This is a genomic window from Streptomyces sp. NPDC021212, assembly GCF_044332925.1.
Taxonomy (GTDB): domain Bacteria; phylum Actinomycetota; class Actinomycetes; order Streptomycetales; family Streptomycetaceae; genus Streptomyces.
In genome coordinates, this window is the sequence record NZ_JBIRPZ010000009.1 from 95,067 (window position 1) to 114,072 (window position 19,006).

18 protein-coding genes are annotated in these 19,006 nt (G+C 71.6%); 5 read left to right on the top strand and 13 right to left on the bottom strand.

The features are described 5' to 3' along the window. Positions 1-25: 25 nt before the first annotated feature. The 7 genes from ACH4SI_RS24460 to fahA all read right to left on the bottom strand — a co-directional run bounded on the left by ACH4SI_RS24460 (position 26) and on the right by fahA (position 6,183). Positions 26-808 (bottom strand): ABC transporter ATP-binding protein, encoded by a 783-nt coding sequence (locus ACH4SI_RS24460; protein WP_398298990.1) that lies wholly within the window; start codon positions 806-808, stop codon positions 26-28. Continuing rightward, a complete protein-coding gene (locus ACH4SI_RS24465) occupies positions 805-1,593 on the bottom strand; it encodes an ABC transporter permease (protein WP_398299490.1) in 789 nt (262 codons plus the stop codon). The genes ACH4SI_RS24460 and ACH4SI_RS24465 overlap by 4 nt, the downstream gene beginning before the upstream one ends. Before the next feature lie 92 nt (positions 1,594-1,685). Beyond that, complete coding sequence (locus ACH4SI_RS24470; protein ID WP_398298992.1) at positions 1,686-3,044, bottom strand: ABC transporter substrate-binding protein; 1,359 nt, start codon at positions 3,042-3,044, stop codon at positions 1,686-1,688. A gap of 10 nt (positions 3,045-3,054) precedes the next feature. After that, entirely contained in the window at positions 3,055-3,282 is a 228-nt protein-coding gene (locus ACH4SI_RS24475) for a ferredoxin family protein (RefSeq protein ID WP_358627876.1), read from the bottom strand. A gap of 63 nt (positions 3,283-3,345) precedes the next feature. After that, positions 3,346-4,140 (bottom strand): GntR family transcriptional regulator, encoded by a 795-nt coding sequence (locus ACH4SI_RS24480; RefSeq protein WP_398298994.1) that lies wholly within the window; start codon positions 4,138-4,140, stop codon positions 3,346-3,348. 215 nt (positions 4,141-4,355) lie between these two features. Then, entirely contained in the window at positions 4,356-4,859 is a 504-nt protein-coding gene (locus ACH4SI_RS24485; protein WP_398298996.1) for a hypothetical protein, read from the bottom strand. A gap of 58 nt (positions 4,860-4,917) precedes the next feature. Continuing rightward, positions 4,918-6,183, bottom strand: coding sequence for a fumarylacetoacetase (gene fahA, locus ACH4SI_RS24490; protein WP_398298998.1), 1,266 nt, complete (start codon positions 6,181-6,183; stop codon positions 4,918-4,920). 496 nt (positions 6,184-6,679) lie between these two features. Between fahA and ACH4SI_RS24495 the strand changes: the two genes are divergently transcribed. The 4 genes from ACH4SI_RS24495 (at position 6,680) to ACH4SI_RS24510 (ending at position 11,191) form a co-directional block, all read left to right on the top strand. Further along, positions 6,680-7,687 carry a polyprenyl synthetase family protein gene (locus ACH4SI_RS24495; protein WP_398299000.1) on the top strand — a complete coding sequence of 336 codons (1,008 nt, stop codon included), beginning with the start codon at positions 6,680-6,682 and terminating at the stop codon, positions 7,685-7,687. 236 nt (positions 7,688-7,923) lie between these two features. Further along, positions 7,924-9,228 (top strand): outer membrane lipoprotein carrier protein LolA, encoded by a 1,305-nt coding sequence (locus ACH4SI_RS24500; protein WP_398299002.1) that lies wholly within the window; start codon positions 7,924-7,926, stop codon positions 9,226-9,228. 21 nt (positions 9,229-9,249) lie between these two features. Continuing rightward, a complete protein-coding gene (locus tag ACH4SI_RS24505) occupies positions 9,250-10,203 on the top strand; it encodes an ABC transporter ATP-binding protein (RefSeq protein ID WP_398299004.1) in 954 nt (317 codons plus the stop codon). Next, positions 10,190-11,191 carry an ABC transporter permease gene (locus tag ACH4SI_RS24510; protein WP_398299007.1) on the top strand — a complete coding sequence of 334 codons (1,002 nt, stop codon included), beginning with the start codon at positions 10,190-10,192 and terminating at the stop codon, positions 11,189-11,191. The genes ACH4SI_RS24505 and ACH4SI_RS24510 overlap by 14 nt, the downstream gene beginning before the upstream one ends. Positions 11,192-11,237: 46 nt before the next feature. Here ACH4SI_RS24510 and ACH4SI_RS24515 read toward each other — a convergent pair whose 3' ends face one another. The 3 genes from ACH4SI_RS24515 to ACH4SI_RS24525 form a co-directional block, all read right to left on the bottom strand. Beyond that, complete coding sequence (locus ACH4SI_RS24515; protein WP_398299009.1) at positions 11,238-12,239, bottom strand: M28 family metallopeptidase; 1,002 nt, start codon at positions 12,237-12,239, stop codon at positions 11,238-11,240. 222 nt (positions 12,240-12,461) lie between these two features. Then, entirely contained in the window at positions 12,462-13,466 is a 1,005-nt protein-coding gene (gene rarD, locus ACH4SI_RS24520) for an EamA family transporter RarD (protein ID WP_398299011.1), read from the bottom strand. 124 nt (positions 13,467-13,590) lie between these two features. After that, a complete protein-coding gene (locus ACH4SI_RS24525) occupies positions 13,591-14,448 on the bottom strand; it encodes an SDR family oxidoreductase (RefSeq protein ID WP_398299013.1) in 858 nt (285 codons plus the stop codon). Positions 14,449-14,630: 182 nt separating this feature from the next. Between ACH4SI_RS24525 and ACH4SI_RS24530 the strand changes: the two genes are divergently transcribed. Beyond that, positions 14,631-14,957: a winged helix-turn-helix transcriptional regulator gene (locus tag ACH4SI_RS24530; protein WP_398299492.1), complete on the top strand. Its 327-nt coding sequence runs from the start codon at positions 14,631-14,633 to the stop codon at positions 14,955-14,957. A gap of 36 nt (positions 14,958-14,993) precedes the next feature. Here the strand turns inward: ACH4SI_RS24530 and ACH4SI_RS24535 are convergent, their stop codons facing one another. The 3 genes from ACH4SI_RS24535 to ACH4SI_RS24545 all read right to left on the bottom strand — a co-directional run bounded on the left by ACH4SI_RS24535 (position 14,994) and on the right by ACH4SI_RS24545 (position 18,917). Further along, positions 14,994-16,076, bottom strand: coding sequence for a 2-oxoacid:ferredoxin oxidoreductase subunit beta (locus ACH4SI_RS24535; protein WP_398299015.1), 1,083 nt, complete (start codon positions 16,074-16,076; stop codon positions 14,994-14,996). Next, positions 16,069-18,021 (bottom strand): 2-oxoacid:acceptor oxidoreductase subunit alpha, encoded by a 1,953-nt coding sequence (locus ACH4SI_RS24540; RefSeq protein WP_398299017.1) that lies wholly within the window; start codon positions 18,019-18,021, stop codon positions 16,069-16,071. Before ACH4SI_RS24540 ends, ACH4SI_RS24535 begins: the two co-directional genes overlap by 8 nt. A 236-nt stretch (positions 18,022-18,257) precedes the next feature. Beyond that, on the bottom strand, positions 18,258-18,917 hold the full coding sequence (locus ACH4SI_RS24545; protein WP_398299494.1) for a response regulator: 660 nt from the start codon (positions 18,915-18,917) through the stop codon (positions 18,258-18,260). Positions 18,918-19,006: the final 89 nt, after the last annotated feature.

Genomic DNA, 19,006 nt, shown 5'->3' on the forward strand with positions numbered 1-19,006 from the left:
TGCTCGGTTGTCACGGGAGGCCCTTTCAGGTGCCGAGGGATTCGAGGACCTGGCGGCGCAGAGCGGCGGTCGCGGCGGCGTCGTGCGCGGCGCGCTCGCGCGGATGCGGCACGTCGAGCACCCTGGCGGTGCCCGCGCCGTCCAGGAGGGCGATGCGGTCGCCGAGGAAGACCGCCTCGTCCACGTCGTGGGTGACGAAGACGACCGTGGCGTGCGTACCGTCCAGCACCTCCACCAGCAGCCGCTGCATCCCGGCCCGGGTCTGCGCGTCGAGCGCGCCGAACGGCTCGTCCATCAGGACGGCGCGCGGCGCACCGGCCAGCGCGCGGGCGAGCTGTACGCGCTGCCGCTGCCCGCCCGACAGCTGGTGCGGAAGGCGCCGGGCGTGGTAGGTGAGCCCGACCCGCTCCAGCCACTCCGCGGCCCGGGCGCGGCGCTCGGCCCGCGGTACGCCCCGTATGACGAGGGGGAGTTCCACATTGGCCTGCACGGTGCGCCAGGGGAGCAGCGCGTCATCCTGGAAGATCAGGGCGCGGTCGGCGGCGGGGCGGGTGAGCGGCTCGCCGTCCTGGGTGACCTGGCCGCCGAGGACCGGCAGCAGTCCGGCCAGGGTGCGCAGCAGGGTCGACTTGCCGCAGCCGGACGGGCCGACGACGGTCAGCACCTCACCGGGCGGTATGTCCAGGTCGAGGCCGTGCAGGACCGGCGCCCCGGGGCGCCCCAGCAGGGCGCCGCGCAGCTCCAGTCGCAGACCGGGCGGGGCCGGGACGGTGACCGGCGGGGCGGTGGTGACGTCGGGCGTGGTCACGGTGTGCCCTTCCCTGTGAGGTGCGCCGACGGGGCCGCGGTCTCGGTGCGCGGCAGCCAGCGGGTCAGCCGGCGGCCCGCCAGCTCCACCGCGGTGGAGGTCAGCCAGCCGAGGAGGCCGATGGTGGTCATGCCGACGAAGACACCCGGATAGTCGACGATCGTGTAGTCCTGCCAGGTGCGGTAGCCGACCCCGTACGCGCCGGAGATCATCTCGGCGGAGATCACGCAGATCCACGAGACGCCGATGCCGACCGACAGCCCGCCGAGGATGCCGGGCAGCGCGCCGGGCAGGACCACCGAGCCGAGGACGCGCCGCCGTCCGCCGCCCATGGTCAGCACGGCCTCCTCCCACACCGGGGTGAGGGCGCGCACCGCGTGCCGGGTGCTGACCATGACGGGGAAGAAGGCGGCGGTGAAGGTGATGAAGACGATGCCCTGCTCATTGCTGGGGAACAGCAGGATCGCGACCGGGACGAGGGCGATGGCCGGGATCGGGCGGAGGACTTCGAGGAGCGGGCTCAGCAGATCGGACGCCAGGGGCGAGCGGGCGATCGCGGTGCCGACGACGACGCCGAGGACGGCGGCGAGCGCGAAGCCGGTGAGGATGCGGGTGAGGCTGTCGGTCAGGTCCTGCCAGTAGGCGCCGGTGCCCAGGCGGCCGGCGAAGGCGTGGGCGACCTGGGTGACGGTCGGGAACTGTGCGAACCGCAGCCACAGGGTGACCTTCAGCGTGGTGAGGAGCTGCCACAGGCCGAGCGCGGCCAGCAGCGAGGCGGCGCGCAGGGCGTAACGCGGCCAGGGGCGGCGTCGCCGGGGCGCGGGGGCGGGCGCCGAACGTACGGGGGTGGGTACCGCGCTTCGTTCGGCAGAGGTCGTCACTTCGCCTCCTTCAGCGCCGTGGCGTACGAGACGAGCCGGGCGCCGGGGTGCGCGGCGATCCACGTACGGGCGTTGGCCGGCGTGACGAACGCGTGCGGCTGCCCGGCATCCTCGGCCCACACCGCCCGGTCCGCGAACCAGCGCGTCTCGGTGGCCGCGTCGGGCACGTACGCCGCCCGGACCCGGCCCTGGTGGGCGGCGGTGAAGCGCAGCAGCGCGGCGGAGGAGGGGAAGCTGCGGACCTCGTTCTCGCCCTTGAGCCACACCTGGTTGGAGGAGGCGGGCGGGGCGGCGCGCAGCGCCTTCGCGTAGGCGCCCGCGCTCCCGTACGCCCGTTTGACGTAGCGGTCGTCGATGAAGGAGTTCACGTCCACCGGGCCGGTCAGTTTGGCCTCGCGCAGGATCGGGACGTCCTTCTTGAGGGCCGCGATCAGGGCGGGCTTGAGGGTGGGGTCGAAGGTCGAGATGCCGCCCACGCCGTTGTAGAGGTAGACCACCTCGGGCGGCAGCCCGGTCGCCTTCGCCACCTTCTGGGCGGCGGGGAGCGGATGGGCGTCCAGATAGCGGGTGGCGTCGATCTGGGCGGACAGGAACGCCTGGAGGACGTCCGGGTTCTCCTTCGCGAACGCGTCGCGCGCGGTGACACCGTGGAAGGTCGGCAGGTTCAGCCGGGCGCCGTCGTACAGCGCCTTGGCCTTCCCCTGGAAGGCCAGCAGTCCCGGCCAGGCCACGAACTGCGAGAGGGCGTCCGCGCTGCCCGCCTCCAGGGCTGAGGCGCCGACGGCGGGCTGCTGATTGAGCTTTTCGATGCCGTTCTCGGGGTCGATACCGGCCCCCCGCAGGGCTCGGACGAGCGTGCCGTCGGCGGCCGAACCGACGCTGGTGGAGACCTTCTTGCCGCGCAGTCCTGACAGGTCGCGCAGCTTCGATCCGGGCGCGGTGACGATGGTGTTGAGGCCGCCGCGCAGGTTGTAGCCGGTCGCGGAGATCAGGCGGGTGGGCGCGTTCAGCTGCGTGCCGCGCCCGGAGTTGATCAGCAGCGGGAAGTCGCCCATCGAGCCGATGTCGACCTTCCCGGCCACCATCTGCGCGGTGATGGGCGCCCCGGTGGCGTAGTCCTGCCACTTCACCTTGTACGTGACGCCCTTGCGGTGGCCGAGCGCGCGCAGTTCGCGCTCGAAGTAGCCGAGCGAACGCAGCAGGGTGCCCGCGGTCGTGGTGTTGATGGTCTTGGACTGGTAGCCGACGGTGACGGTCACGGTCTTGCCGCCCGCTTCCGCGTCGCCGCCGCAGCCGGTCAGGGACAGCAGCAGGGTGCCGGCGGCAAGGGCGGCCGGAAGGGTCGTGCGATGCATCGGGGGCCTTTCACCTGAGGAGATAGGGCATGTTGACCGTGACCGCGTCGGTGGGACAGCGGGCGGCGCACGGGCCGCAGTACCAGCACTCGTCCACGTGCATGTACGCCTTGCCGCTGTCGGGGTGGATCGCGAGGGAGTCCAGGGGGCACATGTCCACGCAGAGGGTGCAGCCGTCGATGCACTTCGACTCGTCGATCGTCACGGGAACGTCGGCACGCTGAGGCGTCAGAGGCATGGCGGTCTCCAGGGAGGGCGTGAAAGGGGGTGAGGGGGTTCGCGGGGGGCTTGCGGGGAACGTCTACGCGGTTGTCTGTGCGGACCGGCGCAGCAGCCCGCTCATGGTGATCCGGTCGCCGCGGAACCGGATGAACTCCAGGTCCACCGGGCGGCCGTCGGCCAGGTGACTGAGCCGTTCCAGCATGAGGACGGCCGCGCCGCGCGGGGCCTGGAGCACGGCGGCCGAGTGCGCGTCGGCGTTGACGGCCTCGACGGTGATCTCGGCGGTACCGAGCCGCTGTCCGGTGATCTTCTCGATCAGCCGGAAGACATCGGTGTTCTCCAGATCGGCGCCCAGCAGTTCGGCGCCGATGTCCATCGGGAGGTAGGTGAGGTCGAGGGAGAGCGGAAGGCCGTCGAGCTGCCGCAGCCGCTCGACGTAGAGGACATCGGTGCGTACGGGGACGCCCAGCCGGTCGGCGACGCAGGCCGGGGCGGGCACCGGACCGACGGTGCGCACCTCGTTGGTGACCCGGCCGTGTTCCTTCAGGGTCTCGGCCAGACCCTGCAGCCGGTCGAGGCCGTGCGGGTACTTCTCGGCCACGACGACCGTGCCCACGCCCGGCTGCCGCTCCACCAGACCCTCGGCGCGCAGCAGGCCGAGCGCCAGGCGCACGGTGTTGCGGGACGCGCCGTAGTCGGCGCCGAGCGCGTCCTCCAGGGGCAGCGCGCCCCCGGGGAAGCCCCCGGTGAGGATCTGGTGGCGGAGCAGGTCGGCGAGCTGCCTTGCCTGGTCGGCGCGCAACCGGCGGCGGCGCGCGGCGGCGAGCGGCGGGGCGTGCTCGCGGTTGCGTTCGCGGGTGCGTTCGGCTGGCATCGGCCGGCTCCGGGGTGGGTGTGCTGGGCGGTGGGTCGCGTTTCGGACCATACCGACGGGGCCGGTGCGATGGTGTTGCCAGTACATTGCGCCACCTGGCGGCCCGTTGGACACCGCCCTGACCTGCCCTTCAACAGGCGCGGAAGCAAGATCTGCCACTGTGCGCGGCGAGCCCCCGGCGGTTTTGCCGGGGGCTCGCGGTCAGCCGGCGGGGGTCAGCTGGAGGGGAGGTTGGTCGGCAGGTTGGTGGGGATGTCGGAGGGCAGCGAGGTCGGGATGTCCGACGGGAAGTCGCTGGGGGAGTTGGTCCGGGTGAACGTGTCGTTCTCGGAGAGCGCGTCCCAGTCGACGGTGAGCGACTTGCCGTCCCCGCTCGGGGCCACCTTGCCCATGCTGCGGTCGCTGTTGCCGTCGGCGCACTTGAGCATCAGCATCTTCTCGCCGGTGTCGGTGTACTCCCCGCTGCACATGTGCTTGCCCGCGATCAGGGTGGCCTTCTCGCCGCCGATGGACAGGATGATCGTCTGGCCGCCGGTCTTGGCCACGTAGGCGCCGGTGATCTTGGAGTTGGCGCCCCCCTCCGCCGGGGCGCTCGACTCCTGTGCCGACGGGGTGTCCTTGGACGTGTCCTTCTTCCCCTCGTCGCTGTCACTGCCGCACCCGGTCAGCAGGAGGGCGGCCGCGGCCACCGTTCCGGCGATGCTCGCTGCCTTCTTCACGCGCTTCTCCTCGGATTTCAGGGTTATCAGGGCAGGAGCACGACAAATTAGCAGTCGCTCATGACGCGGCCGGAACAACGTGGCCGGTCACCTCACCCATACCGATGCGGACCCCGTTCGGGCCGGGCGCCCAGGCGGTGAGGGTCACCTCGTCGCCGTCCTCCAGGAAGGTCCGGGTGCCGTCGGGGAGGCGCAGCGGATCGCGGCCGCCCCAGGTGAGTTCGAGCAGACAGCCCCGCTCGTCCGGGCGCGGGCCGCTGACCGTGCCGGAGGCGAAGACGTCGCCGGTGCGCAGCGAGGCGCCGTTCACCGTCAGATGGGCGAGCTGCTGGGCCGCCGTCCAGTACATGGCGGAGAAGGGGGGCCGGGAGACGGTGTGGCCGTTGATGGCGACCTCGAGGCGCAGATCGAACCCGCCGGGCGCGGCGGCCGCGTCGTCGAGATAGGGGAGCGGCGGGACGTCGCGGGCGGGCGGGGCGGTACGGGCCGCCGCGAGCGCGTCCAGCGGGGTGACCCAGGCGGCGAGGGAGGTGGCGAAGGACTTGCCGAGGAAGGGGCCGAGGGGGCGGTACTCCCAGGACTGGATGTCGCGGGCGGACCAGTCGTTGAGGAGGCAGACGCCGAAGACGTGATCGTGGAACCCGGCGAGCGGCAGCGGTGTATTCAGAGGTGAGGGCGCGCCGACGACGAAGGCGACCTCGGCTTCGAAGTCGAGGCGCAGCGAGGGGCCGAAGACCGGCCGGGGAGGAGCGGGCGATGCGGGAGCGGGCGATGCGGGAGCGGGTGCGGCCGGGGGCAGGCGCTGGCCGTGGGGGCGGACGATGGGCGAGCCCGAGACGAGCACGGTTCCGGCCCGGCCGTGGTAGCCGATCGGCATGTGCTTCCAGTTGGGGGTGAGGGCGTCGCCGTCCGGGCGGAAGATCTTGCCCGCGTTGGAGGCGTGATGCTCGCTGGCGAAGAAGTCGACGTAGTCCGCCACCTCGATCGGGAGGTGGAGCGCGAGGGTGGCGAGGGGGTGCATCAGGGGCTCGATGGCGTGCCGGTGCGCCGGGTTGGTCAGCCAGTCGCGCAGCTCCGCGCGGACGGCCTGCCAGACCGGACGGCCCGCGGCCATCAGCGGGTTGAGCGAGGAGGCGCCGAGCAGTTCGGCGTGTGGTGAGGCCGCGGCCGCCGCGGCGGCGCCCGCGTCCAGCACATGACTGCCGTAGCGCACGCCGATTTTCCGCAGATGAGGGGCGTCGGAGGTGGTGAACACGCCATAGGGGAGGTTGTCCGGGCCGAAGGGATCGCCTTCGGGCAGGTCGAGCGGGCTTCGCTGCGCCATGGATGGTGCCTCGCCTTCTCCTCGTCGCCACGGTTGGCCAGCCCACACCCTAGGGCGCGTCCGCAGAGTCGCGTCGTATCAGCCCGCGGCGTCAGGGGGCACCTCCCAGCGGTAGCTGGGGGAGCGTGCCAGGCTTCGGCGGCGGCCTCCTTCGGCCCGGTGATGCGATTCGTCTGCGGCACGGAGTACGCGTCGCCCCGGCTGGCGAAGGCGGTGGCCGCCGCGCACGCGTGAGCGGTCCGGGCCGGGGTACTGGGGGGTGGTCCGGGCCGGTTCGGCCCCCGATCGGTGAACGGTCGGGGGCCGCCTGATGAATGATCTGCTGGTGATCGCGGTACGGGGTGGAGAAGCCGGTCGATCCGGGCGAGGGCGTTGTGCGGCGCACAAGGCGGGAAGGCGCCCACAGTGATCGATACCCGACCGGATACGCTGCCTTTTGGTGGAGGCGGCGACACATCGACATTCCGCGGATACGCAGGCAGACAGGAGTACCCCCGTGAGCGTCATCGGGCCCTTCGGGCTGAGCGTGCGGGACCAGACTCTGGAAGCCGATACCCAGGCCGGGCTGACGGCTGTCGAAGAGGGCCTGCTGGAGGCCACCAAGAGCGACGTGCCGTTCATCACCGAGGCCGCCCAGCATCTGGTGCGCGCGGGCGGCAAGCGTTTCCGGCCGCTGCTGGTGCTGCTGGCCGCGCAGTTCGGTGACCCGTACGCCCCCGGAGTGGTGCCCTCGGCGGTCGTCGTCGAGCTGACGCATCTGGCCACGCTCTACCACGACGACGTGATGGACGAGGCGGAAGTGCGGCGCGGGGTGTCCAGCGCCAACGCCCGCTGGGGCAACTCGGTCGCGGTGCTCACGGGTGACTTCCTCTTCGCCCGCGCCTCGCACGTCCTGGCCGATCTCGGTCCGGAGGCGGTGCGGGTCCAGGCCGAGGCGTTCGAGCGGCTGGTGACGGGCCAGATCCTGGAAACCGCCGGTCCGCGCGACCGCGACCCCATCGAGCACTATCTGGACGTCCTCGCGGGCAAGACGGGCTCGCTGATCGCCGTCTCGGGGCGGTTCGGCGCGATGATGTCGGGCGCCGACGAGTCCATCGTCAACATCCTGACCCAGTACGGTGAGCGGCTCGGGATGGCCTTCCAGCTGGCCGACGACGTGCTGGACATCGCCAGCGACAGCCATGAGTCCGGCAAGACCCCCGGCACCGATCTGCGCGAGGGCATCGCCACCCTGCCCGTCCTGCACTTGCGGGCGCAGGCGGAGGCGAGCGGTTCGCCGGAGGACCGGGAGCTGTGCGAGCTGCTCGCGGGGGACCTCACCGACGACGCCCGCCATGCGGAGGTGCTGCGCCGGCTGCGCGCCCACCCCGCCCTGGAGCAGGCCCGCCAGGACACGCTGCGCTATGCGGCGGAGGCCCGTTCGATGCTGGCCCCCCTCCCGGAGGGACCGGCGAAGTCGGCCCTGGAGGGCCTGTGCGACGCGGTGGCGCACCGGGCCGGGTGATCCCCACTTCCGCGGGAGCGCGAACCACCCCTACGGGATACCCCGAGGGGGATCCGCCTCGCGGTGCGGGCCGTCATACCCGAGCAGTACGTCAACGTGATCCTGCGGGCTGACGTATCGGCGCTCCCGATTTGGTGGGATGAGAACACCACCACATGGCGGGATCGGGAGACAATGGCCCGAGAGGTGGACGAGTGCAGGCTGACAACCGCCGCCGACGACGGAGGTAGAGCAACATGGCACGGATCCGACCGATACAGGTCGCCGACGACGGCTTCTGGGACGAGGAACGACCAACACGACGCACGAAGGCGCTCCGCTACGGAGCGCCGGTCGCGGTGGTGGGCATCGCGGCCGCGACGATCGGGCTCGTCCCGGCACTGGCCAGCAGCGGCGCCCCGGATCTGCCGAAGATCACGGCGCAGCAGCTGATCAGCAAGATGGCAGCCTCGGACCAGCAGCAGGTGTCCGGCTCGCTGAAGATCACCACCGATCTCGGCCTCCCCACGATGCCGGGCGGCGGCTCCCTCCTCGGTGCCGCGAACGACCTCGCGGGCGAGAAGGGCGGCGGCGCGGCCGCCTCGCCGGAGTCCAAGCTCACCGAGCTGGCGTCCGGTACGCACACCCTGCGCGTGGCCGCCGACGGCCCCGAGAAGCAGCGGGTGTCGATCGTCGAGAACGCCGCCGAGTACAGCATGATCCACAACGGCGACCAGATGTGGGCGTACGACAGCGGCAGCAACTCCGTCTTCCACTCGAAGGACGCCGCGGGCAAGCGTGACCACCGGGGCGAGTCGCCCCGCGACCTGCGGGACGCCACCCCGCAGCAGTTCGCCAAGCAGATGCTCGCCGCCGTGGACGACACCACCGAGGTGACGGTCGACGGCACCACCAGCGTCGCCGGGCGGGACGCCTACCAGCTGCTGATCAAGCCCAAGCAGAGCGCCTCCACGGTCGGCTCGATCCGTATCGCGGTCGACGCGGACAACGGGGTGCCGCTGAAGTTCACCCTCACCCCGAAGAGCGGCGGCAAGGCCGCCGTCGACGTGGGCTTCACCAAGGTGGACTTCGGCAAGCCCGCCGCGGGCACCTTCGACTTCACGCCGCCCAAGGGCGCCAAGGTCACCGAGGACGGCGCCGCCGACCACCGGGAGAAGGGCCACCAGGGGAAGGGCTTCCACGAGAAGGGCTTCCAGGGGAAGAGCTTCAAGGACCGGTCGCCCGGCAAGTCGCCCGGTATGGCCGCCGGTGAGGGCCCCCTGTCCGGGCTGAACGTCACCGGTAAGGGCTGGGACACCATCGCCCGCCTCGACGGCCCGGGCGCCGGTGCGTCCGGCGGTGCTCCCTCCGCCCCGGGCGGCGACAGCGGAGCGGCCTCCGGCCTCCTCGGCAGCTTCGGCAAGAAGGTCAAGGGCGACTTCGGCTCCGGCACGGTGTTCAGCACCCGCCTGGTGAACGCGCTGATGACCGACGACGGCAAGGTCTTCGTCGGCGCCGTCGACAAGGACGCGCTGGTCGCGGCCGCCAACAAGGCCAAGTAGAAGAACAGGGAAGGAGAGCCCGTGGACGAGCCGTCCGCCGATGCCGTGGTGGAGACCCGCGGGCTCACCAAGCGCTACCGGGGCGGGCAGCTCGCCGTCGACGCGCTCGACCTGACCGTCCCGCGCGGCAGCGTCTTCGGCTTCCTCGGGCCCAATGGTTCGGGGAAGACGACGACCATCCGCATGCTCATGGGCCTGATCGAGCCCACCTCGGGCGGCGCCCGGCTGCTGGGGCGGCCGATGCCGCGCGCCGCCCGCAGCGTGCTGCCGAGGGTGGGCGCCCTCATCGAGGGGCCCGCCCTCTACCCGTATCTGAGCGGCCGGGACAACCTGCTGCGCTACGACGCCGCCGACCCGACCGCCGACCCCCGCACCCGTGCCGCCCGCGCCGCATCGGCCCTGGACCGGGTCGGGCTCGGGGCCGCGGCGGGAAAGAAGGCCCGGGCGTACTCGCTCGGGATGAAGCAGCGCCTCGGCCTGGCCGCCGCCCTGCTCCAGCCGCGTGAGCTGCTGGTTCTCGACGAGCCGACCAACGGGCTCGACCCGCAGGGCATGCGCGAGATCCGCACCCTGGTGCGCGAGCTGGCCCGGGAGGGCACCACGGTCTTCCTCTCCTCGCATCTCCTGGACGAGATCGAACAGGTCTGTACGCATGCGGCGGTCATGGCCCGGGGCCGGCTGATCGCCCAGGGCACGGTCGCCGAGCTGGCGGCGGGCAGCCGCGGCAGGCTGTCCGTCACCACCCCGGACCCGGCCGACGCCGTCCGCGTCCTCAAGGAGCACGGGGTGACGGACCTGGTGGTCCTGGAGGAGCGGGTCTCCGGGGAGCTGCCCGTCCCCGCGCCCGAGCCCGCCGACCTGAACGCCGCCCTGGTGCGCGCCGGGGTGCGGGTACGGGCCTTCGGCGCCGAGGGTGCCTCGCTCGAGGACGCCTTCGTCGCGCTGACCGGGGAGGGATTCGATGTCGCGGGCTGAGCGGGCCGAGCGGGCCGAGCGGGCTGAGCGGGCTGAGCGGGCCGAGGCGGCCGAAACCGCTGGAACGGCTGAAACGGCCGAAACGGCTGGGACAGCTGAAGCGATCGAGGCGCCCCGGCCGCGTCCGCTCTGGACCCTGGCCCTCTTCCGCAGCGAGCTGGCCACCACCTTCCGCCGCTGGCGGACGCTGGCGCTGCTCGGGGTGCTCGCGGCCGTCCCGGTCCTCATCGGCGTCGCCGTGAAGATCGAGACCAGCGACGGCGGCGGCTTCGGCCGAGGCGGCGGGGGAGGCGGAGGGGGCGGCGGAAGCGGCGACGGGCCCGCCTTCTTCTCCCAGATCACCAACAACGGGATCTTCCTCGTCTTCGCCGCGCTGGCGGCGACGCTGCCCGTCTTCCTGCCCATGGCCATCGGCGTGATCGCCGGGGACTCCATCGCCGGTGAGGCGGGCCCGGGGACGCTGCGCTATCTGCTGGTCGCCCCCGCCGGGCGCACCCGGCTGCTGCTCGCCAAGTTCGTCACCATCCTGGCGTTCTGCCTGGCCGCGACGGTGGCGGTGGCCGCCGCCGGACTCGCCACCGGGGCGATGCTGTTCCCCCTCGGCGATGTCACGCTGATCTCCGGCACCTCGGTGTCCTTCGGCGACGCGCTGGTGCGGGCGCTCGGCGTGGCGGGCGCCGTGGCGCTGTCACTGGTGGGGATCGCGACGGTGGGCCTGTTCATCTCCACCCTCACCAACAGTGGCATCGCGGCCATGGCGACCACCGTGGGGCTCGTGGTCACGGTGCAGATCCTGGACACGATCCCGCAGCTGCACGCGATCCACCCGTATCTCTTCCCGCACTACTGGCTCAGCTTCGCGGATCTGCTCCGCCAGCCGGTCTACTGGGATCAGCTGGTCAAGAACGCCGAGCTGCAGGGGCTCTACCTGGCCGTGTTCGGCTCGGCGGCCTGGGCCCGGTTCACCTCGAAGGACATCACGGTCTGAGCGGTCGGTGCGGCTCTGCACCGACCGCTCGGACCGTGCCGGTGCGTCAGGAGGACAGCGTCCAGACGGCGTACGCGATGGCGTCGCTGTTGCGGTCCAGCGCGGTGTCGTTGGTGTTGGACGTGGTGTCGCACGAGCGGTGGTAGCAGCGGTCGAAGGCCTGACCGGAGGTGCCGCCCCACTTCTGGGCCTGGGCGGCGGTCTTGATGTAGTCGGCGCCGCTGAACAGGCCGCCCACCGGGATGCCCGCGTTCTTGAACGGCGCGTGGTCGGAGCGCCCGTCGCCCTCGGTCTCGATCTCCGTCGGGACGCCCTTGGTGGCGAAGAAGTCCTTGAGGACCCCTTCGAGCCGGCTGTCGTCGTCATAGACGAAATAGCCCGGGTTGGGCGAGCCGATCATGTCGAAGTTGAGATAGCTGTCGATCTTCGCGCGGTTGGCGGACGACAGGCCGTTGACGTAGTTCCGGGACCCGACCATGCCCAGCTCCTCGGCGCCCCACCAGGCGAACCGCAGGTGCTTGGCCGGCTTCAGCCCCGAGCGGGCGACGGTGAGCGCGGTCTCCAGGATGCCGGCGGACCCCGAGCCGTTGTCGTTGATGCCGGGGCCCGCGGTGACGGAGTCCAGGTGGGCGCCGGAGAACACCACGTTGTCGGTGTCGCCGCCGGGCCAGTCGGCGATGAGGTTGTAGCCGGTGGAGCCGCTGGAGGTGAACTGCTGGACCGTGGTGGTGAACCCGGCCGCGTCCAGCGCGCCCTTGATGTAGTCGAGCGACGCCTTGTAACCGGGGCGGCCGTGGGCGCGGTTGCCGCCGTTGGCGGTGGCGATGGACTGGAGCTTGGTCAGATGGGCCTTGACGTTCGCGAGGGGAACGTCCGGTACGGCGAGGGCGGCCCGGGACGCGGTGGCCGCCGTGGGCGCGGCGGCCGCGGAGGTGGCGGGCGCGGCCGCGACAAGGGCGGCGATCGCCGTACCGGCGGCGACGGCGACGGCCGCCCGGCGGGACGCGGATCTTCGGGGGGTGCGGTGCGGGTCAGCACATGACGACATGGGGGGCTCCGATTCCGAACGGGAAGTGCACGGAATGACGTGACGCTGTGTGATGCACGGACGTACGTACCCATGGGGGTGGTGGAGCTGTGCGACAAGATGATAGTGCGACAAGATGGTGCTGTGATGGCGCGAGGCTGATGCTCCGGGTGTGGCTGACCCTGCGTCAAGAGTGGAAACCGGACACGGAAACCGGACATCAGCTGCCGGATATCGGTCCCGTCAGCTGCCGGATACCGGTCCCGTCCGTGCCTCCGCCGTCCTGACCGGTGCCGCGGCCGTCGGTGTCGTGGCCTCCGGTGCCGCGGCCTCCGCCAGCTGTCGGCGGGTCCGGTGTCCCGTCCGCAGCGCGTCCCAGCTCAGCAGCGCGAGCGCGAGCCAGACGAGGACGAAGCCCGCCCACCGCTCGGGCGGCATCGACTCGTGGAAGAGGGCCACTCCGAGGATGAACTGGGAGGTGGGCGTGAGGTACTGGAGCATCCCGATCGTCGACAGCGGCAGCCGTACCGCCGCGGCCCCGAAGCAGATCAACGGCACCGCGGTGATCAGCCCGCAGCTCGCCAGCAGCGCCGAGTGCCCGATGCCACCGCTGCCGAACGTGCTGTCGCCGCGCGCCCCGAGGAACAGCAGGAAGCCGAGCGCGGGCAGGAACTGGACGGCGGTCTCGGCGGCCAGCGACTCCAGCCCGTCCAGCCCGATCCGCTTCTTGACCAGGCCGTACGTGCCGAAGGAGAAGGCCAGGGTGAGCGCGATCCAGGGCGGCTTGCCGTAGCCGAAGGACAGCACGACCACCGCCACCACGCCCACGCCGACCGCCGTCCACTGCGCCGGGCGCAGCCGCTCGCGCAGCAGCAGGACGCCGAAGGCGATGCTGACCAGCGGATTGATGAAGTAGCCGAGCGCGGTCTCGACGACGTGTCCGCTGTTCACGCCCCAGATGTAGAGGCCCCAGTTGACGGAGATGGCGGTCGCGGCGAGCGCGACGAGACCGAGCCGCCGGGGCTGCCGCAGCAGCGGGCGGATCCAGGACCAGCGGCGCAGCGCCGTCAGGATGAGCCCGACGACCAGCAGCGACCAGACCATGCGATGGGCGAGGATCTCGACCGCGCCGGCGGGCTGGAGCAGCGGCCAGAAGAGCGGGGCGAGGCCCCACAGGCCGTACGCGGCGAAGCCGTAGAGGAGACCGGCGCGGTTCTGCTGGTGGTGCGTCTGCGGCTGCGTCTGCATGAAGGCCCTCCCCAGCGGCGTGTCGGCCCTGATGAGGGGGCCCGTCCGACGGTAGCGCCGGGCGGGGCGCCTGTCATGCCCGTATCCGCGATACGGACATGACAGGCGCGTCCCGCTCGGGCGCTCAGCCCTTGAGGGCCACCGCGAGGGATTCTGCGATCGGCGTGGTCGGGCGGCCGGTCAGCCGGGACAGATCGCCGGGGGTGGCGGCCAGCAGCCCGCGCTCGATCGCCGTGTCGACGTCGGCCAGGATGGCGGCGAACGGCTCGGGCAGGCCCGCGCCGGTCAGGATCCCCTGGACCTCCTCGGCGGAGACGGCGCGGTAGGCGATCTCCTTGCCGGTCTGCCGGGCGATCTCGGCGGCGTACTCGGCGAAGCTCCAGGCGGTGTCGCCGGACAGCTCGTACGCCGTGTTCTCGTGGCCCTCGCCGGTCAGTACGGCGACGGCGGCCGCCGCGTAGTCGGCGCGCGCGGCGGAGGCGACCCGGCCCTCGCCCGCGGCGGCGACGACGGCGCCGTGCTCCAGCACGGGGGCCAGCCGCTCGGTGTAGTTCTCGTTGTACCAGCCGTTGCGCAGCAGCGAGTACGGCAGACCGGACTCGGTGATGGCCTGCTCGGTGACCCGGTGCTCGTCGGCGAGGCGGAAGTCGGCGGCCGGGCCGCCCAGCACGCTGGTGTAAGCGAGCAGCGCGACCCCGGCCTCCTTGGCGGCGTCGATGACGGCCTGGTGCTGCGGAACGCGCTGCCCGACCTCGCTGCCGGAGATCAGCAGCACCTTGTCGCCCGCGGCGAAGGCGCCGCGCAGGGTCTCGGGGCGGCTGTAGTCGGCCACCTTCAGGGTGACGCCGCGGGCGGCGAGCGGGGCGGCCTTGTCGGCGTCGCGTACGACCGCGGTGATCCGGTCGGCCGGAACCCGCTCCAGCAGGCCGTCGATGACGAGGCGGCCGAGCTGCCCGGTGGCTCCGGTGACGACGATGCTCATGGGGATGTCTCCTGTTCGATCAGCACGGTGTTCTGTCCGCGATCCACCGTAGGCGCAGCGCTAACCAATCGAAAGTACCCACTTTGACGTAAGGTACTGGCATGGGAGTAAGTGTGAACGCCGAGAAGGTGCGGGAGTGGACCGGGGCCGATGGTGGTGGGCCCACGGCCTGCCCCTCGCGGATGATCCTGGAGCACATGACCAGCCGCTGGGGCGTGCTGGTCCTCGCCGTCCTGCTGGAGGGCACGTACCGCTTCAGCGAGCTGCGGCGCATGATCGGCGGGGTGAGTGAGAAGATGCTCGCCCAGACGCTCCAGACCCTGGAGCGCGACGGGTTCGTCCACCGCGAGGCGCACCCCGTCATCCCGCCGCATGTGGACTATTCGCTGACCGATCTGGGCCGGGAGGCGGCGAGCCGGGTGTGGGCGCTGGCGGGCTGGGCGGAGGAGCGCACCCCGCAGGTGCTGGCGGCCCGGGCGGCATACGACGCGGCCAGGCCGGGTGCGTAGACCCCGGCCTGGCCGCGTTCGTGGGAAAGGTACGGCTCAGCCGACGACGGTCCAGGTGTCGTTCCCCGCGAGCAGCGCGCCCAGGTCGCCCTTGCCCTCGCGCTCGACGGCGGCGTCGATCTGGGTCGACATCTGGTCGTCGTAGACCGGCCGCTGGACGTCCCGCAGCACCCCGATGGGGGTGTGGTGCAGGGTGTCCGGGTGGGCCAGCCGGGACAGCGCGAACGCGGTGGTGGGGGAGGCCGAGTGGGCGTCGTGGACCAGGATCCGGCCCTCGTTCTCCGCGGTGACCTCGACGACCTCCAGATCCCCGGTGGCCTGGTCCCGTACGACGCCCTTGGCGCCGTCGGCACCGAAGCGGATCGGCTTGCCGTGCTCCAGCCGGATCACGGCTTCCTCGGCCTGCTCCTTGTCCTTGAGGGCGTCGAAGGCGCCGTCGTTGAAGATGTTGCAGTTCTGGTAGATCTCCACCAGCGCCGTGCCCGGGTGGGCGGCGGCCTCGCGCAGCACCTGGGTGAGGTGCTTGCGGTCGGAGTCCACGGTGCGGGCGACGAAGCCCGCCTCGGCGCCGATCGCCAGGGACAGGGGGTTGAACGGGGCGTCCAGGGAGCCCATCGGGGTGGACTTGGTGATCTTGCCGACCTCGGAGGTCGGGCTGTACTGGCCCTTGGTGAGGCCGTAGATGCGGTTGTTGAAGAGCAGGATCTTCAGGTTCACATTGCGGCGCAGGGCGTGGATGAGGTGGTTGCCGCCGATGGACAGCGCGTCGCCGTCACCGGTGACCACCCACACCGACAGGTCGCGCCGGGCCGCGGCGAGGCCGGTGGCGATGGCGGGGGCGCGGCCGTGGATCGAGTGCATCCCGTAGGTGTTCATGTAGTACGGGAAGCGGGAGGAGCAGCCGATGCCGGAGACGAAGACGATGTTCTCCTTCGCCAGCCCCAGTTCCGGCATGAAGCCCTGGACGGCGGCGAGGATCGCGTAGTCACCGCAGCCGGGGCACCAGCGCACCTCCTGGTCGGACTTGAAGTCCTTCATGGACTGCTTGCCCTCGGCCTTGGGCACCAGGGACAGCGCCTGGGACAGGGCGACGGGCGGCTGCGAGATGGTCTCAGTCATCGATGGCCTCCTTGAGGGCCGTCGCCAGCTGCTCGGCCTTGAACGGCAGCCCCCGCACCTGGGTGAAGGAGCGGGTGTCGACGAGGTACTTGGCGCGGATGAGGGTGGCGAGCTGGCCGAGGTTCATCTCGGGCACGACGACCTTGTCGTAGCGGGCCAGCACCGCGCCGAGGTTGGCCGGGAAGGGGTTGAGGTGGCGCAGATGGGCCTGGGCGATCCGGTCGCCGGCCCGGCGCACCCGGCGCACCGCGGCGGTGATCGGCCCGTACGTCGAGCCCCAGCCCAGGACCAGGGTGCGGGCGTCGCCGGTGGGGTCGTCCACCGCCAGCTCCTCGACCTCGACGCCGTCCACCTTGGCCTGCCGGACGCGGACCATGTGGTCGTGGTTGGCGGGGTCGTAGGAGATGTTCCCGGAGCCGTCCTGCTTCTCGATGCCGCCGATGCGGTGTTCGAGCCCCGGGGTGCCGGGCACCGCCCACGGGCGGGCCAGGGTCTTCGGGTCGCGCTTGTACGGCCAGAAGACCTCGGTGCCGTCCTCGGTGGTGTGGTTGGGGCCGGTCGCGAACTGGACCCGCAGGTCCGGCAGGCCGTCGACCTCCGGCACCCGCCACGGCTCCGACCCGTTGGCCAGATAGCCGTCGGACAGCAGGAAGACCGGGGTGCGGTAGGTGAGCGCGATCCGGGCCGCCTCCAGCGTGGCGTCGAAGCAGTCGGCCGGGGTCCTCGGGGCCACGATCGGCACCGGGGCCTCGCCGTTGCGCCCGTACATCGCCTGGAGCAGATCCGCCTGCTCGGTCTTGGTCGGCAGCCCCGTGGACGGGCCGCCGCGCTGGATGTCGATCACCAGCAGCGGCAGCTCCAGGCTGACCGCGAGCCCGATGGTCTCCGACTTCAGCGCCACCCCAGGACCGGACGTGGTGGTCACCGCGAGCGCCCCGCCGAACGCGGCGCCCAGCGCCGCGCCGATGCCCGCGATCTCGTCCTCGGCCTGGAAGGTGCGCACGCCGAAGTTCTTGTGCTTGCTCAGCTCGTGCAGGATGTCGGAGGCCGGGGTGATCGGGTACGAGCCCAGGAACAGCGGCAGGTCCGCCTGCCGGCTCGCGGCGATCAGCCCGTACGACAGCGCCAGGTTGCCGGAGATGTTCCGGTACGTACCCGAAGGGAAGGCGGTGGCGGCGGGGGCCACCTCGTAGGAGACCGCGAAGTCCTCGGTCGTCTCGCCGAAGTTCCACCCGGCCCGGAAGGCGGCCACGTTCGCCTCGGCGATCTGCGGCTTCTTGGCGAACTTCCGGCGCAGGAACGCCTCGGTGTTCTCCGTGGGCCGGTGGTACATCCACGACAGCAGGCCGAGCGCGAACATGTTCTTGCTGCGCTCCGCCTCCTTCCGCGACAGCCCGAACTCCTTCAGGGCCTCGATGGTCAGCGTCGTGAGCGGCACCGGATGGACCTGGTACGCGTCCAGCGAGCCGTCCTCGAGCGGGCTGCGCTCGTATCCGACCTTCGCCATCGGCCGCTTGGTGAACTCGTCGGTGTTGACGATGATGTCGGCACCGCGCGGCACGTCGCCCAGGTTGGCCTTGAGCGCGGCCGGGTTCATCGCCACCAGCACGTTCGGCGCGTCGCCGGGGGTGAGGATGTCGTGATCGGCGAAGTGGAGCTGGAAGCTCGACACCCCGGGCAGGGTGCCGGCCGGGGCGCGGATCTCCGCCGGGAAGTTCGGCAGGGTCGACAGGTCGTTCCCGAACGACGCCGTCTCCGAGGTGAAGCGGTCTCCGGTGAGCTGCATGCCGTCACCCGAGTCACCCGCGAATCGGATGATCACGCGATCCAGGCGGCGGACCTCCTTGCCGCCGTCCGGTGTTCCCTGTTCCCCGGCGAGCCCGCGCTCGCCGTTCTGATCGGCTGGTTCGGCCTGCTCGGCCGGGCTGCTGACCTGGCTGGTCACTGCTTCGGACCTCCCTCGAGGCGGCGCGCACCTGGACCGTCGGTGCCGACCGGTTGTCCCACGACCATCGTACGTCGGTAAGGCTCGCCTTCCTTGGCCGGATCCCGGGACGGATCCCGCGCCAAGTGTCCGTGATGTCACGGTATGGCACGACATTCCCCGGTCACCGCGGTGTCATTTCAGGTGATCCCCCATCTCGGCCTTTGGCCCCGCTTTGGTCCTAGGACCACGGACTTTCAGGAGTTGAGGTAGGTGAGCACCGCGAGCACCCGGCGGTGATCCCCGTCACTCGGCGACAGGCCGAGCTTCAGGAAGATGTTGCTGACGTGCTTCTCGACCGCGCCGTCGCTCACCACCAGCTGCCGGGCGATCGCCCCGTTCGTCCGGCCCTCGGCCATCAGGACCAGGACCTCCCGCTCCCGCGGGGTGAGCCCGGCCAGCACATCCTGCTTGCGGCTGCGGCCCAGCAGCTGGGCGACGACCTCCGGATCCAGCGCCGTGCCGCCGCGGGCCACCCGCACGACCGCGTCCACGAACTCGCGCACCTCGGCGACCCGGTCCTTGAGCAGATAACCGATACCGCGGCTGCTCCCGGCCAGCAGCTCGGTCGCGTACTGCTCCTCCACGTACTGCGAGAGCACCAGCACCCCGAGCCCCGGATGGTCACGGCGCAGCCGGATCGCGGCCCGCACCCCCTCGTCGGTGTGGGTGGGCGGCATCCGCACGTCGGCGACCACCACGTCCGGCAGCGCGCCCTCGTCGGCCAGCTCGCGGACCGCCTTGACCAGCGCCTCCGCGTCCCCGACGCCCGCGACGACGTCATGGCCGCGGTCGGTCAGCAGCCGGGTCAGGCCCTCCCGCAGCAGCACCGAATCCTCGGCGATGACCACCCGCACCCTGTCCTCCACGTGCTCCGCCACGATGCCCCGGCCCCCAGTTCGCGTTTCACATTGTCGGGGCCAGCATTCCAGGATTCGGACGGATC

Bases quoted from the DNA above. Each gene is read 5' to 3' on its own strand.
- ACH4SI_RS24470 (WP_398298992.1), bottom strand. From the start codon at position 3,044: ATGCATCGCACGACCCTTCCGGCCGCCCTTGCCGCCGGCACCCTGCTG.
- ACH4SI_RS24475 (WP_358627876.1), bottom strand. From the start codon at position 3,282: ATGCCTCTGACGCCTCAGCGTGCCGACGTTCCCGTGACGATCGACGAG.
- ACH4SI_RS24480 (WP_398298994.1), bottom strand. From the start codon at position 4,140: ATGCCAGCCGAACGCACCCGCGAACGCAACCGCGAGCACGCCCCGCCG.
- fahA (WP_398298998.1), bottom strand. From the start codon at position 6,183: ATGGCGCAGCGAAGCCCGCTCGACCTGCCCGAAGGCGATCCCTTCGGC.
- ACH4SI_RS24500 (WP_398299002.1), top strand. From the start codon at position 7,924: ATGGCACGGATCCGACCGATACAGGTCGCCGACGACGGCTTCTGGGAC.
- ACH4SI_RS24510 (WP_398299007.1), top strand. From the start codon at position 10,190: ATGTCGCGGGCTGAGCGGGCCGAGCGGGCCGAGCGGGCTGAGCGGGCT.
- ACH4SI_RS24515 (WP_398299009.1), bottom strand. From the start codon at position 12,239: ATGTCGTCATGTGCTGACCCGCACCGCACCCCCCGAAGATCCGCGTCC.
- rarD (WP_398299011.1), bottom strand. From the start codon at position 13,466: ATGCAGACGCAGCCGCAGACGCACCACCAGCAGAACCGCGCCGGTCTC.
- ACH4SI_RS24525 (WP_398299013.1), bottom strand. From the start codon at position 14,448: ATGAGCATCGTCGTCACCGGAGCCACCGGGCAGCTCGGCCGCCTCGTC.
- ACH4SI_RS24530 (WP_398299492.1), top strand. From the start codon at position 14,631: ATGATCCTGGAGCACATGACCAGCCGCTGGGGCGTGCTGGTCCTCGCC.
- ACH4SI_RS24535 (WP_398299015.1), bottom strand. From the start codon at position 16,076: ATGACTGAGACCATCTCGCAGCCGCCCGTCGCCCTGTCCCAGGCGCTG.